At 50.5% G+C, this 13,993-nt stretch carries 12 protein-coding genes and 2 pseudogenes; 7 read left to right on the forward strand and 7 right to left on the reverse strand.

The genetic code is table 11. The features are described from left to right. Both IAG03_RS13400 and IAG03_RS13405 read right to left on the reverse strand, forming a co-directional pair. Nucleotides 1-222: pseudogene (locus IAG03_RS13400) on the reverse strand (helix-turn-helix domain-containing protein); the annotation flags it as partial. Nucleotides 223-575: 353 nt separating this feature from the next. Further along, the gene (locus IAG03_RS13405; RefSeq protein WP_249320587.1) at nt 576-1,535 is read right to left on the reverse strand and encodes an aldo/keto reductase; all 960 of its coding nucleotides are present in this window, start codon (nt 1,533-1,535) and stop codon (nt 576-578) included. A 181-nt stretch (nt 1,536-1,716) separates the two neighbouring features. On the opposite strand from IAG03_RS13405, the gene spoVAE reads away from it, so the two are divergent. Beyond that, the gene (gene spoVAE, locus IAG03_RS13410) at nt 1,717-2,073 is read left to right on the forward strand and encodes a stage V sporulation protein AE (protein WP_249320588.1); all 357 of its coding nucleotides are present in this window, start codon (nt 1,717-1,719) and stop codon (nt 2,071-2,073) included. 66 nt (nt 2,074-2,139) lie between these two features. On the opposite strand, the gene IAG03_RS13415 is transcribed toward spoVAE, so the two are convergent. Together IAG03_RS13415 and rpsT are read right to left on the reverse strand one after the other, a co-directional pair. Further along, nucleotides 2,140-2,292: a hypothetical protein gene (locus IAG03_RS13415; RefSeq protein ID WP_249320590.1), complete on the reverse strand. Its 153-nt coding sequence runs from the start codon at nt 2,290-2,292 to the stop codon at nt 2,140-2,142. A 143-nt stretch (nt 2,293-2,435) separates the two neighbouring features. Beyond that, nucleotides 2,436-2,696: a 30S ribosomal protein S20 gene (gene rpsT, locus IAG03_RS13420; RefSeq protein WP_249320591.1), complete on the reverse strand. Its 261-nt coding sequence runs from the start codon at nt 2,694-2,696 to the stop codon at nt 2,436-2,438. A gap of 169 nt (nt 2,697-2,865) precedes the next feature. On the opposite strand from rpsT, the gene gpr reads away from it, so the two are divergent. The 3 genes from gpr (at nt 2,866) to IAG03_RS13435 (ending at nt 7,319) form a co-directional block, all read left to right on the forward strand. Further along, a complete protein-coding gene (gpr, locus tag IAG03_RS13425) occupies nt 2,866-3,732 on the forward strand; it encodes a GPR endopeptidase (protein ID WP_249320593.1) in 867 nt (288 codons plus the stop codon). 181 nt (nt 3,733-3,913) lie between these two features. Then, a complete protein-coding gene (gene secA / locus IAG03_RS13430) occupies nt 3,914-6,652 on the forward strand; it encodes a preprotein translocase subunit SecA (RefSeq protein WP_249320595.1) in 2,739 nt (912 codons plus the stop codon). 7 nt (nt 6,653-6,659) lie between these two features. Beyond that, nucleotides 6,660-7,319 (forward strand): HD domain-containing protein, encoded by a 660-nt coding sequence (locus tag IAG03_RS13435; protein WP_249320597.1) that lies wholly within the window; start codon nt 6,660-6,662, stop codon nt 7,317-7,319. A gap of 153 nt (nt 7,320-7,472) precedes the next feature. On the opposite strand, the gene IAG03_RS13440 is transcribed toward IAG03_RS13435, so the two are convergent. The 3 genes from IAG03_RS13440 to IAG03_RS13450 all read right to left on the reverse strand — a co-directional run bounded on the left by IAG03_RS13440 (nt 7,473) and on the right by IAG03_RS13450 (nt 10,572). Next, entirely contained in the window at nt 7,473-8,426 is a 954-nt protein-coding gene (locus IAG03_RS13440; RefSeq protein ID WP_249320600.1) for an alcohol dehydrogenase catalytic domain-containing protein, read from the reverse strand. A 45-nt stretch (nt 8,427-8,471) separates the two neighbouring features. After that, entirely contained in the window at nt 8,472-9,542 is a 1,071-nt protein-coding gene (locus tag IAG03_RS13445) for a Gfo/Idh/MocA family protein (RefSeq protein WP_249320602.1), read from the reverse strand. 151 nt (nt 9,543-9,693) lie between these two features. After that, nucleotides 9,694-10,572 (reverse strand): helix-turn-helix domain-containing protein, encoded by an 879-nt coding sequence (locus IAG03_RS13450; protein WP_249320605.1) that lies wholly within the window; start codon nt 10,570-10,572, stop codon nt 9,694-9,696. 263 nt (nt 10,573-10,835) lie between these two features. On the opposite strand from IAG03_RS13450, the gene IAG03_RS13455 reads away from it, so the two are divergent. The 3 genes and pseudogenes from IAG03_RS13455 to IAG03_RS13465 form a co-directional block, all read left to right on the forward strand. After that, a complete protein-coding gene (locus IAG03_RS13455; protein WP_249320607.1) occupies nt 10,836-12,206 on the forward strand; it encodes a family 4 glycosyl hydrolase in 1,371 nt (456 codons plus the stop codon). 158 nt (nt 12,207-12,364) lie between these two features. After that, the gene (locus IAG03_RS13460) at nt 12,365-13,681 is read left to right on the forward strand and encodes a hypothetical protein (protein ID WP_249320609.1); all 1,317 of its coding nucleotides are present in this window, start codon (nt 12,365-12,367) and stop codon (nt 13,679-13,681) included. A 90-nt stretch (nt 13,682-13,771) separates the two neighbouring features. Beyond that, nucleotides 13,772-13,993 (forward strand): annotated as a pseudogene (locus IAG03_RS13465) (helix-turn-helix domain-containing protein); the annotation flags it as partial.

Here is a 13,993-nt window from a genome sequence, read left to right on the forward strand (position 1 = left end):
AGCAAGAACTTTTGCTACCAGCTCATATTTTTCTTCTGCTGTCCACACCTTGTTCTGATTTTTATGTTGCAGTGCTTCTGGACCACAAGCATCTTCTGTTCGAACCCAAATCCGAACCGAATCGTGAAATCGCTTTTCCTTTACTCCGTCTGGTGTTTCTGGCCATTTCCCTTGTCGGTATAATTCCACGCACTTCTTCTTGTACTCGTAGCTGTATCGCATAAAAATACCCCCAATACTGGGTGTCCAGTATTGGGGGTACATATCATTTCCGGTCTGCTGCTTTTTTGTTATCAAAATATTAAACGCCACGGTGTAAAGCTCTGGCTCTGCACTGACTTTGTGGATTGTCCTGTCAAGCAGATCCCCCTCGGACGGGCTGATTCACGGACAGTCCAATCGTTGCCGCATACAGAATACCTTGTGGGAAACATCCGTCTAGGCGGCCTTATGAAAAAATGGCGTTCCGTGAGGAGTGCGTAACGCTGCAGTCCCCTGGCAAAATGTTAGAAGTGGATGTGAAGCCTCTCCGGCAAAATTGCGGTAAAACTGGCGGTGCCGATCGGAAAAGCATGTCAGATGGCACCGACGATTTTATGCGGGACATACGGCTCTTCTAAAAACGCCAGGTCTTTTTCGGATAGGGAGACCGAAAAACTTCCGGCGGCATCGTCAAAATAGGCGGCTTTTGTTGCGCCGATCAGCGCGGAGGTGACGCCCTTTGCAAACAGCCAGGCAAGCGCAATCTGGGACATGCTGCAATGATAGGTTTCCGCAAGCGCTGCTACCCGATTGACAATTTCCAGATCAGATGTTTTGGTGCGGTCATATTTTCCGGCGGCAACGACGTCGGTTCTGCTGCGCAGGGTATCAGCAGACCAATGACGCGAAAGTCGTCCGGCGGCAAGCGGGCTGTACGGCGTCAATACCACGCCCTGTTCCCGGCAAATCGGAATGAGTTCCCGTTCATCTTCCCGATAGAGCAGATTATAATGGTTCTGCATGGAGACAAATTTTGTCCATCCATTTTTTTCAGCAGCCGTTTGCAGGTTTGCAAATTGATATCCGTACATTGCAGAAGCACCCAGCGCGCGAACCTTGCCTGCCTGCACCAGATTGTGGAGAGCCTCCATCGTTTCTTCCACAGGGGTTCCGTAATCAAAGCGGTGGATAATCAGCAGATCAATATAATCTGTGCCCAGACGTTTGAGGGAACCTTCGACTTCTCTGGGAATGGCCTCTTTGGAGAGATGCCCCTCGTTGAAATAAACTTTTGTTGCAAGCACGACTTTTTCGCGCGAAACATTCTTTTTGAGCGCGCGGCCCAGATACTCTTCGCTGGTTCCGGCGGAGTAACAGTTTGCGGTGTCGAAAAAATTGACACCAAGTTCCAATGCATGCCGGATGATGGCTTCGCTTTCTTCAGGATTCAGGGTCCATGCATGCATTTTGCTTGCAGGGTCGCCGAAACTCATGCAGCCAACACACAGGCGTGAGATCGAAATCCCGGAGGATCCCAAAGTTCCGTATTCCATAGCGATTTGCTCCCTTCTGCGGATCCTTGTTCCGCGAAAAAATATTCGTGAACGGGTGCCGTTGTTTTTTTATTATATTTCATAAAGCTGACTTTAGGGCAAGCATTTCCTGAAAAGACCCGACTGCTGCATATCCGTTGCAAAAGAGGAAACAATAGCAAAAAACAAAAGGAGTCTTTTTATGGAATATGGGAAGGCCTTTCTGATTGGCGGCCTGATCTGCGTGATCGGGCAGCTTTTGATCGATTACACCAAGCTGACACCCGCAAGAATTTTAGTCGCGTTCGTGACACTCGGCGTCTTTTTAACGGCCGTTGGCATCTACGAGCCATTGGTAGAATTCGCAGGCGCAGGCGCGACTGTTCCGCTGAGCGGGTTTGGGTACACGCTGGCGAAAGGCGTGGAGGAAGCCGTAAAAAAGGATGGCTTCTTGGGAATCTTTACGGGGGGATTTACAGCCTGTTCCGCCGGAGTCGGCGCGGCGGTCTTTTTGGCGCTGCTTGCATCGCTTGTTTCCAAATCCGGGGATAAGTCGTGAGAGAATCATTTGAGAAAAAGAAAAGGCGGTGAAACATTCACCGCCCGCTTTTCTTTTGGATTGTTTTTACTGGATGGAGCAGTCCAGATACCGCTCAAGTTCTTCTTCATCCTTTTTGCGTTTGTCAAAAATCAGCAGAACGGCTCCGGCTGCTACAAGCAGAGCGGCAGCTCCTGCAAGAATTGCAAAAATTAAGCCAAGTTTACTTTTCTTTTTCAAAGTAAAGCACCTCCGTAAATTGATCGCCTCCGAAGTATCCTCGCTGACTTTATCATACCCCAATTATAGGAAAAAGTCAACCTTGCGGAAAAGCAAAAAGCAGGGCACATGGCCTCTGCTTCTTCTCTGAACGTATTTAGAGCTTAAGCGCTTGCGTTGAGCTTGCGTGCAAGAGCGGCTTTCCTTCTGGCAGCGGTATTCTTGTGAAGGATTCCTTTTGCAGCGGCCTTGTCGATTTTTTTCATCGCGACACGAACAGCCTCTACCTTATTTTCAGAACCGCTCTCAATTGCGAGATTCGCCTTCTTGATATTCGTCTTGAGATCCGAATTCACCGCTTTGTTGAGCATAGTTTTCGTCGCAATCACCTTAACGCGCTTTTTGGCCGATTTAATGTTGGGCATCGTCCCACCTCCTTCACCTTATCATGAATGTACATGATATTTTACCACGGAATGCAAGAAAAATCAAGAATAAATTGAGGAAATTCCAAGCTTTTTCCTTTGTTTGTGCAAGGAGCGCAATATCCTGTTCCCAAAAAGAAATCAATCACAAGATAGGGAGGGTCAAACTATGATTTTTCGGACAGATCTTGCTTTGGAAGCTGCCGAAGAGGAAGATGAAGACGGCGTTTTTACGTCTGTCGAGCCACAGGGAGACTGTACGGTCACACGGGTGAAAATTCTGCCGTCCGCATCCCGCCGGGTCGGAAAGCCGGCCGGAACGTATATTACAGCGGAATTTCCTCCGTTTTCCGACCACGTCCGCGACAGCGATCAGGACATCACGCTGCTCAGCGAGGAGCTCCGCGCGCTTTTGCCGGATGGGCCGATTCTGGTTGCAGGACTGGGAAACCGCGATATCACGCCGGATGCATTGGGGCCGAAAGCAGCAGATCGAATCCTAGCCACCCGGCATGTTCGGAAAGAACTGGCACGTGTTGCGGGAATGGAAAACCTGCGGGCAGTTTCGGTTTTGGTTCCCGGCGTTCTGGGAGATACCGGAATTGAAACTGCGGAAGCGCTCGAAATTATGGTCAGCCGGCTTCATCCTGCCGGCGTAATTGCAATTGACGCGCTGGCAGCCCGCAGTTTGCGCCGGCTGGGCAATACGGTCCAGATTTCTGACTCCGGAATTGCGCCAGGATCCGGAATCGGGAATATGCGGCCGCCGCTGAGCCGGGAAACACTGGGGGTTCCGGTGATTGGCGTCGGTGTCCCGACGGTGGTGAGCGGCTCCACCTTTGCGGCGGATCTTTTGGGTGCGGACGACCATGACCGCGAAGCGCTCAGCCGAATCATTGCGCCGACCGATAATATCATGGTTACGGTCCGCGAGGTCGATCTTCTTATTTCCAGAGCTTCCGATCTGGTTGCGATGGCCGTCAATTTGGCGTTAAATCCCGGATTTACCGCCGATGAATATGCGCGTTTGGCTTGATGTTCCGGAAAAAACTGCCACCTGCAGCGAATGTTCATGAATTCTTCTTTCTTTTCAGGAATGGCTATGTTATACTATAAACTAGGTATCGCCATGAAATTTTGTTTGGCGGTATGACGGCATTTTCGGGGGCAGACGCCTTGCTCCTTCCATTTAAAATTTCCTGAAACAGGTGGTAGCAATGGGACTCCTTACAAAATTATTTGGAAACTATAGCAAGCGGGAACTCAAACGGATAGATCCCCTTGTACAGCAGGTTCTGAGCCTGGACAGCCATTACGCAGCGATGTCGGACGCGGAGCTGAAAGCGCAGACGCCGGCCCTTAAAGCGCGTCTTGCTGCCGGAGAAACGCTCGAGGATATTCTCCCGGATGCCTTCGCGGTCTGTCGGGAGGCTGCTTGGCGTGTGCTGGGCGAGAAACACTATCCGGTTCAGATTATCGGCGGAATTGTGCTGCATCAGGGCCGGATCAGCGAAATGAAAACCGGTGAGGGTAAAACCCTCGTTTCCACCTTGCCTGCTTACCTCAATGCGCTTTCCGGCAAGGGCGTGCACATTGTGACGGTCAACGACTATCTTGCCCGACGCGACTCCGAATGGATGGGAAAAATTTACCGATTCCTCGGGCTGTCGGTCGGCCTGATTGTCCATGACCTTGAAAATGCGGATCGCAAGGCCGCTTACGCTGCCGATATCACCTATGGTACAAACAATGAATTGGGCTTTGATTATCTGCGGGACAATATGGTCATCTACAAGGAAAACAAGGTGCAGCGCGGACACAATTATGCCATCGTCGACGAGGTGGACTCGATTTTGATCGATGAAGCGCGGACACCGCTCATCATTTCCGGGCGCGGAGATAAATCAACCGAACTCTATACGCTTGCGGATCGGTTTGCCAAGACGCTTCGGATGGTAAAGATTGCCGATCTGGACGATAAGGAAGACAACGATGCGCTTTACAGCGACGCGGATTTCCTGGTCAACGAAAAAGCGAAAACGGCAACTTTAACGCCGTCCGGCGTCAAAAAGGCAGAAGCCTATTTCAACATTGAAAATCTGACCGACGCGGACAATATTACGCTGCAGCACCATATCAACCAGGCAATCAAAGCGCGCGGCGTGATGCAGCGCGATGTGGATTATGTGGTCAAAGACGGCGAAGTGATTATCGTCGATGAGTTTACCGGGCGTTTGATGTATGGACGGCGGTACAACGAAGGGCTCCATCAGGCAATTGAGGCAAAAGAAGGCGTGAAGGTTGCCCGGGAGAGCAAAACGCTGGCAACAATTACCTTCCAGAATTTCTTCCGTCTGTACAGCAAGCTTTCCGGCATGACCGGTACTGCAATGACAGAAGAGGCCGAATTCCGTGAGATTTATAAGCTGGACGTCGTAGAGATTCCGACCAACCGGCCGATGCAGCGAATCGACCAGCCGGACGTTGTGTACAAAACCGAAAAAGCAAAGTTTAACGCGGTCATCAATGATATCGTCGAGCATCACGCGAAGGGACAGCCGGTGCTGGTCGGTACGATTTCGATTGAAAAATCGGAACTGCTGAGCAAGCTTCTGAAGGCGCGCGGCGTCAAACACGAGGTGCTCAACGCGAAGCACCACGAAAAAGAGGCGGAGATTGTTGCACAGGCAGGGCATCTTGGTGCAGTGACCATTGCGACGAATATGGCGGGCCGCGGAACCGATATCAAGCTTGGCGGAAATGCCGAGTTTATGGCAAAGGCGGAAATGCGCCGAATGCAGTTTACAGAGGAGCAGATCAGCGAGTCGACCTCTTACGCCGATACGGAGGATGAGGACATTCTCCTTGCGCGCAAGACGTTTGCCGAACTGAGCGAATCCTATAAAAAACAGATTGCCGAAGAAGCCGAGGCGGTCCGCAATGCAGGCGGCCTCTACATCATCGGTACGGAACGGCATGAATCACGCCGGATTGATAACCAGCTCCGCGGACGTTCCGGCCGACAGGGAGATCCCGGAGAAAGCCGGTTCTATATCTCGCTGGAGGACGACCTGATGCGGCTGTTTGGCGGCGAACGCATCAGCATGATGATGGAACGGATGAATATCGACGAAGATTTGCCGATTGAAAACGGCATGCTGTCGAACTCCATTGAAAATGCACAGAGGAAAGTCGAAGGACGCAACTTTGCAATCCGGAAAAATGTTCTGCAATATGACGACGTCATGAACCGGCAGCGCGAAATTATCTACACGCAGCGCGATCAGGTGCTCAACGGGGACAATATGAAACCGCAGATCCTGAATATGCTGGAAAAATCGATTGAGGATAACGTGGCGCGGTATCTTCCTGCGGAATCCTCGCAAGATGCGTGGGATATGAACGGCCTGCACGAACATTATGCGGGATGGCTCATCCGGCCGGAGGAATTCCAGTATACCGAGGCCGAACTGGAAGATTTGGACCCGTCCTACCTTGTTGAGCAGCTCAAAACACGCGCGCTTGCACGTTATGAGGAGCGGGAAAAAGCGTTTGGCAAGTCGATTATGCGCGAATTGGAGCATGTGATTCTGCTGAAAAACGTCGATACCCTTTGGATGGATCATATTGACGCGATGGAAGAGCTCAAACGCGGTATCCGCTTGCGTGCGTATGGCCAGCACGATCCGGTCGTGGAATACCGGATTGAGGGCTTCGATATGTTTGATGCGATGATTGCGGAAATTCGGGAAAATACGGCCCGCATGATGCTTACCGTGCAGCTCAAAACCCAGGAGGAGCCAAAACGCGAGCAGGTTGCGACACCGACTTCGACCAGCGCGGATGATTCGGACAAAAAGATGCCGATCCGAAAGGATAAGAAGCCTGGCAGAAACGATCCCTGCCCCTGCGGAAGCGGTCTGAAATATAAAAAATGCTGCGGACGAGGGGAATAAGAGCAAAATGATTACATTTGAGCAGATTAAGAGCAACGATGCGGTAAAGACGTACATCACAAAGGCAGATGAATCTCTGATTGCACTGGGATATACCGAGCACAGCTTTGCGCATGTGATGAAAGTTGCCAGCACGGCAAATTATATTCTGGAGACGCTGGGGTATTCGGAACGCGACCGCGAGCTTGCACAGATTGCAGGCTATCTGCACGATATCGGCAATCTGATTAACCGGATTGATCATGCACAGAGCGGCGCGATGATGGCGTTTCGAATTCTCGATCACATGGGAGCGGATCCGGATGAGATCGCCACCATTGTAACGGCGATTGGCAACCACGACGAGGGAACCGCCGAAGCGGTAAACCCCATTGCGGCCGCGCTCATTTTAGGAGATAAGACCGATGTGCGCCGCAGCCGGGTGCGCAACCACGATATTACTTCTTTTGATATTCATGACCGGGTGAATTACTCTGTCAAGAAGGCGACCACGAAAATCAACGACGACCACACAGCCGTTGAACTGAAGTTGACCATCGACACGGAATACTTTTCCGCAATGGAATACTTCGAAATTTTTCTTGCCCGCATGCTGCTCTGCCGCAAAGCCGCGGCAAAACTTGGCTTGGAATTCCATGTGTATATCAATGGACTAAAGCTGGTGTGACAAAGGCAAAACAAACTGTATATGCATTGGGCGTGCCTTTGAGATGCATAGCGTGTGCGCAAGAGGTTGCCGAATATGCAGAAAACTTCCAAAACAAAAAACGACTCATTACACAGCGCTCTGTGAGATGAGTCGTTTTTGTGATAGAAAATTTTATTTTGCAACCCGCACAATTCCTTTGACATAGCCTTCCGGTTTGTGCTTGAGCTCATAATAGGCGCGGTTGAGTTCCTCAAACGCATAGCGATGGGTTGCCATTGCCTTGGTGTTGAGCATGCCTCTCTTCACGAGGTTCAGCGAGGATTCAATATACTTTGCGCAGGCGTTCATCCGGCGCTCGTGCGCATTGACGACCGTGATTGCCTTCCAGTTCCACAGTCCCATATCGATGGTTCGCAGGCCGTCTTGATGGAATCCGACGACAGAAAGATTTCCATGTACGGCGGTCATATTTCCGGCAAGCGTTAAACCGGGCTGGCTGCCGCTTGCTTCCGCTACGGTTGGAATTCCGCGTTCAAAAATTCCGTCGTCCCAGGTATCCACAATATATTCCGGCGGGACTTGATTGGAGAGATAAGTCTCATCTGCGCCGAAATGCCGGGCGTTTGCAAGTCCTTCTTCCCGGACGTCAACAGCAATCACGGTTGCGGCGCCTTTGGCGCGCATCATCTGCATAAATCCGAGCCCCATATAGCCGGTGCCGACAATTGCGAATGCGTCTCCCGGATTGAGCGGTGTGCGCAACACGCCGCTCATCATGCAGGCAAGCGGTTCGCCGACGGCCTCTTCATCTGTAAGACCTTCCGGTACCTTTACGATATGTGCAGCCGGTACCTTTGTATATTCGGCAAAGGCCTGGAACATCATGCCGGTGACCCGGTCTCCGGGCTGGAATTCGGTCACTTTTGCGCCGATTTTTTCGACGATTCCAACGCCCTCGTGGCCAAAAACCTTTCCGATTTCCTTTCCGTTTTCCCAGGAGTGATATTCACTCGCACAGACGCCGCACACCAGAATCCGAACCAGAACTTCGTCATCCGCAAGAACCGGCATGGGAAGATCAACCAGTTCAAAATGCTGTGCGGACGCCATTCGATACCCTTTCATCTTTTTGGATGCTCCTTCTTTTTGCAAGAAAGGTAAAGCGGCTGCTTAAAAGTAGACCGGCTTTCCGGTTTCTGCCGACTGATAAATCGCCTCTAAAATCCGGCTGACCACAACAGCCTGTTCCGGCAGAACAATCGGGTCGGTATCGTTTCGGATGGCATCAATCCAGGAACCGATTTCGGCATCGGCAGGTGTTTCAGAGAACGGAAGATCCATGTCTGTACCGCACAGGTTGGTCACGTCCACTTTTTGTGTATAGAGGTGCCCATACGCCTCCCCGTTGATGGTTAACCCGTCAAGCAAATCTGCGCCTGCCAGGGTTCCGGCAAGGGTCGCTTTGTTTTCATTCGGCGTCCGGCAGTTCAGCGCCCAACTGCATTCGAGTTCTACCGTTGCACCGTTTTTCATCCGGAGAAACGCAAAAGCGGCGTCTTCCATGTCAATTTTTTGTGCGTCCCAGCGTCCCCAGGCGTTGGCATCGCTCGGACGATCAACAATTTTCCGGTAGGTATTTCCGACGACATAATCCGGCTCGTAGTTGTTCATCAGCCACAGAACCAAATCGATGGAGTGGGTTCCGATATCAATCAGGCATCCGCCGCCCTGCAGAGAGCTGTCCAGGTATGTTCCCCAGTTTGGAATGCCGCGGCGGCGTAGTGCATGCGCGCGGGCAAAATAGATGTCGCCGAGTTCTCCGTTGTCGCACATTTTTTTCAGGTGCATGGCTTCGCGGCGGAAACGTCCCTGATAGCCGATGGTCAGTTTCCGATGATTTCGTTTGGCGGCATCCAGCATGGCCTGGGCGTCTGCGGCATTTGTCGCCATTGGTTTTTCACACATGACGTGTTTTCCGGCATTCAGTGCCTGAATGGCGAGAGAGGCGTGGGAGATGTTGGGCGTGCAAATATGGACAACCTGAATCCGGTCATCCTGCAAAAGCGCTTCTACGGTATCATAAACGCGGGCTTCGGTTCCAAAATCAGCTGCAGCCCGTTCGGCGCTTGCCCGATACGTATCATAAAAACCGGCGATTTTTACGCCTGCATGCTGCAGCGCCGGGAGGTGTTTTCCCCGTGCAATACCGCCGCAGCCGATTATACCGACATAAATATCCATCTGTGGCACTTCCTTTACTTTAGATTACAGAATTTAGGATGATCCTATCACAATTTTGGGTAAGAAGCAATATTCCTTGGAACGATCTACCGAAATATACATGAAATTTCTATAAATGAGCCAGCCCCTGCGCGGCGCTTTTCTGCGAATATTACTGTCCGCAAACGTAAGGCGAGGGGACAAGATATACCCCGTCTACCGCAGGCTGCGCTTCTTTTCGGTACTGCGTCGGCGGAAGCCCATACTTCTTTTTGAAAAGCTTGCTGAAATGAAATTCGTCACAAAAGCCATAGGAAGCGGCAATTTCCTTTAGGGAGACATGCTGTTCATTAATGAGCAGCAGACGCGCCATTTCCAGTTTGGTGTTGAGCTGGTACTGGTAAACGGTTGTACCGGTGACCTTTTTGAAATGTTTGATCAGCGTGCTGGTGCTGACGTAAGTTTCCTTTGCCAGCTCCTGCATCGTATAATTCATTTGCGGTGCAGTGCGAATTTTATAAATGATTTCATTGACCAGATCATCTTCGACCTGTCCTTCCGACCATTGAGAAGAGGTGGTTGCGAGTTCGTAGAAAAGCTCAATCAGAAGTGCGGAGAGTTTGATCTGGATATGGGGCATGTTCGAGTAATAGTGATAGATCATGTCTTTCAGTAGCTTTTTAACTCGGGTGTTTTTTTGACAGTGCGTCACGCTGTCGATCAGGACGGCGTCCTCCCAGAGACGAACCTGATTCTGAGAAATTACACTGTCGGCCGGACTTTTGCTGCAGTGGATGAACATGGAGAGCGTATTGGGCAGACATCCGACTTTTCCGTAGTGATGGTGACCAGCGTGCAAAAAAAGCAGGTCGTCTGCACTGAGCGAATAGACTTCGCCGTCCTCGACGACTTCCCATCCGCCTTCTAAAATATAGAGTAAATCGTGGGTGTTTTCCATCGTTCGGTCCGGGTGCAGGACACCGCCTTCCAAAAGACTGAAGTTACAGGCCTGTACCTCGCGTTTTTCTACACAGTCCATCAAATGATACATTTGAAAATCACCACCATCCAGAAGTTTGCAGTGCGGCTTCAGACTTCGAAAATGCGCTGTTTCATTTGATTTTCATTATAGCAAAATTTTTTGATTCTGCAAGAGGAAATATTTTTACAGATATGCACGACAAAATATACATTGAATTACGAAATTTGTACATGGTTGTTTTGCGTTCGGTATGTTACGATCAAAATGTCGGAATCGGACATGGCAGAGCCCCGGTCCGGCAACGAAATTTATATGCAAAGGAGCGTCTTACCATGAAAAAAACACTGGTTTTACTCGGCGCTGGCAGCGCGTCTTTTACGATTTCCATTTTAAAAGACCTGATTCTCAGCGAGGGTCTGAAAGACTGCACGCTGCGGCTTGTGGACATCGATGAATCCCGTCTGGAGGAAGCCCGCCGCGCCGCAGAGAGCTACAACACAGAGGCCAAGACGGACATCCAGATCGAGGCATATACCGATCGCCGGAAAGCATTTTACGGTGCGGATTTTGTAATCTGTGCAGTTAAAATCGGCGGCTATGGCCCGCTTGAAGCAGAACGGAAAATTGCGGAGGCACACGGATATTATCGCGGAATCGGCGACCGTGTTTCCTGCTATTTTGGCGGAGTCGGCGCATATTGGCAGATTCGTTTCCTCGAAGAGGTCGCGCACGATATGGAAGAGCTTTGCCCGGATGCTTGGCTTGTGCAGACGGCAAACCCGGTGTTTGACGGCACGAACTATCTAACCCGCTATACAAAAGTAAAAGCAGTCGGTGTTTGCCACGGCCATTTCCAGGCGTACACCGTTGCCGATATTATGGGCCTTGACCGCAGCAAGGTGACCACCGAGGTTGTGGGATTCAACCATCATATTTACCTTACCGATTTCCGCTATGAGGGCAAGGATGCGTATCCGCTTCTGGATCAGTGGATTGCCGAAAAAAGCGAAGCGTACTGGAAGAGTGAAGCGTACAACACACCCGGCGAGTACGGATTTGTGCCGGAGGAGCTGACGCCGGGCGTTATCGATGCTTATCATCTTTACGGTCTGCTGCCGATCGGCGACGCAATCCGAAGCGCCTCGCCCTGGTGGCATCACACGGATTTTGCCACAAAGGAAAAATGGTACGGAAAAAATGGCGGATTTGATTCGGAAATCTGCTGGGCGAATTATCTCCATAATAAGGATATCCACCATGAAAAAATCCGGAAAACCCTTGACGCCGGCGAACCGATTACGAAGGTATATCCGCTGGAAGCCAGCGGGGAACAGCACATTCCGCTGATCAACGCGATTGCAACCGATCATTATCAGCGCTTTACGCTGAATGTTCCGAACAACGGCTGTGTACCGGGAATTCCGGACGACGTGATGGTTGAGATTCCGGTAATCGCCAGCGCACGCGGAATTCAGGGAATCAAGATGAATCCGCTGCCGCGCCGGTTGATGGACAATGTGATTTATCCGCGGATGCGGACGATGAACAACCTGCACGAAGCGTACCGCAACGGCGACCGCAGCCTGTTGGTGCTCGAGCTGATGCATGACCATCGTACAAAGTCCTTTGAACAGGCCAAAGACTTGATCGACGACCTGCTGGCACAGCCTTGGAACGTGGATGCGGATAAGCATTATCGCTAAAAATTGGAATGCACTTTTGTATCACGCGCACGCTGACACACGCGTGCGCGTGTGCTATAATAAACAAAAGCGGACTGCTTGACGGTTCCATTTATGGGGAATGAGGGCAAGAATGGCCGCTGCTGTTTAAAGACGATTCGTAAAAAGGAGGAATTCTATTGAAAGCGAAATTGGTACCGCTGTATTTTGACGGGTATCGGGATGAAGAATTCGATACGCAGGTTTCTTATCTCAAAGATCTTTTAAAAGAAGAAGCTGAATTTTGTGACGCCGTTGCGCTTGGTGCGCCGCTTCCGGAATGTGACGCCGTTGTTTTCCCGGTTTTGATCGGACCTGCTTACCGCAGTCTGAAAGAAATCCAGGCAATTGAACAGCCGATCCTGATTTTGACTTCCGAATTCGGCACTGTTGCGATGTGGGACTGGGAGATTATCTCCTTCCTGAAATCAAACGGGGTTTCCCTGATTGCACCGTATCAGCTTTCCTATACCAAAATTGCCTGCCGGGCACTTGCTCTGAAACGCACGCTTCCGGAAACCAAATTCCTGGTTTTCCAGGATAATCCGGGCGAAGGCATGCAGCCGGAAATCTTTAAGCGGTTTTATTGGTGGGAGAAAAGCTGGAAGGATTCCCTGAAAGAACGGTTTGGCATTACCATCGAGGAACGCAGCTATGAGCAATTTGCAGCATATGCAAAATCGATTCCGGATGAAGCTGCTGACAAGGTGATCGAAGAAAAGAAAATTGACTATTGTCAGCTTACACAGAAGGCGCTGCGCTCGGCTGTAAAGATTTACATTGCGCTCAAAGAAGCGGTGGAAGCAGATGACAGCATTAAGGGTGTCGGAATCAACTGCCTCAATGAATCTCGCTTCTCCGATACAACGCCATGTCTTGCCTACAACCTTCTTTATGAAGAGAAAGGTCTGATCTGGGCTTGCGAAGGCGACACCATGACGCTCTTTACGCAGTACATTGTCAACAAGACGCTCAATGTTCCGATTATGATGACGAATATTTATCCGTTCCTGATCGGTATGGCGGCGCTCAAACACGAAAAGATCCAGACATTCCCCGATGTGGAGGATCCGGATCAGTGCATGTTGCTGGTACATTGCGGATATCTGGGATTTGCTCCGCGCTGCATGTGCACCCGTTGGGAGCCGAAGGAGAAAGCGCTTGCCATTGTCGATGACAATGCAATGGTGGTGGACGCGGAAATTCCGAAGGGCGACCTGACGCTTGTAAAGATTCATCCGAATCTCGAGAAGCTGCTGACTGTGGAATGTCTGCTCGATGAATATGCCCAGTATCCTGGATCGGATTGCCGCAACGGCGCGATTATCCGCGTGAAGGACGGCCATGCGTTTATGAAACAGCTCTATTCGCACCATGGATGCTTTATCACCGGGCACAAAAAGGTCGAACTGGAATTTATGGCCGATGTCCTTGGCTTGACCACAGAATGCTGCTAAGTTTCGTTTGTAATTTGATTTCAGCAAAAAAGAAGAGGGAAAAGTGATATGTACCCCCAATACTGGACACCCAGTATTGGGGGTATTTTTATGCGATACAGTTACGAGTACAAGAAGAAGTGCGTGGAATTGTACCGACAAGGGAAATGGCCAGAAACACCAGACGGAGTAAAGGAAAAGCGATTTCACGATTCGGTTCGGATTTGGGTTCGAACAGAAGATGCTTGTGGTCCAGAAGCACTGCAACATAAAAATCAGAACAAGGTGTGGACAGCAGAAGAAAAATATGAGCTGGTAGCAAAAGTTCTTGCT

The sequence above is a fragment of the Yeguia hominis genome, assembly GCF_014384705.1.
GTDB lineage: Bacteria > Bacillota > Clostridia > Oscillospirales > Acutalibacteraceae > Yeguia > Yeguia hominis.

Excerpts from the sequence above, each read along its gene's own strand:
- IAG03_RS13405 (WP_249320587.1), bottom strand. The coding sequence starts at position 1,535 with ATGGAATACGGAACTTTGGGATCCTCCGGGATTTCGATCTCACGCCTG.
- spoVAE (WP_249320588.1), top strand. The coding sequence starts at position 1,717 with ATGGAATATGGGAAGGCCTTTCTGATTGGCGGCCTGATCTGCGTGATC.
- rpsT (WP_249320591.1), bottom strand. The coding sequence starts at position 2,696 with ATGCCCAACATTAAATCGGCCAAAAAGCGCGTTAAGGTGATTGCGACG.
- gpr (WP_249320593.1), top strand. The coding sequence starts at position 2,866 with ATGATTTTTCGGACAGATCTTGCTTTGGAAGCTGCCGAAGAGGAAGAT.
- secA (WP_249320595.1), top strand. The coding sequence starts at position 3,914 with ATGGGACTCCTTACAAAATTATTTGGAAACTATAGCAAGCGGGAACTC.
- IAG03_RS13435 (WP_249320597.1), top strand. The coding sequence starts at position 6,660 with ATGATTACATTTGAGCAGATTAAGAGCAACGATGCGGTAAAGACGTAC.
- IAG03_RS13440 (WP_249320600.1), bottom strand. The coding sequence starts at position 8,426 with ATGAAAGGGTATCGAATGGCGTCCGCACAGCATTTTGAACTGGTTGAT.
- IAG03_RS13445 (WP_249320602.1), bottom strand. The coding sequence starts at position 9,542 with ATGGATATTTATGTCGGTATAATCGGCTGCGGCGGTATTGCACGGGGA.
- IAG03_RS13450 (WP_249320605.1), bottom strand. The coding sequence starts at position 10,572 with ATGTATCATTTGATGGACTGTGTAGAAAAACGCGAGGTACAGGCCTGT.
- IAG03_RS13455 (WP_249320607.1), top strand. The coding sequence starts at position 10,836 with ATGAAAAAAACACTGGTTTTACTCGGCGCTGGCAGCGCGTCTTTTACG.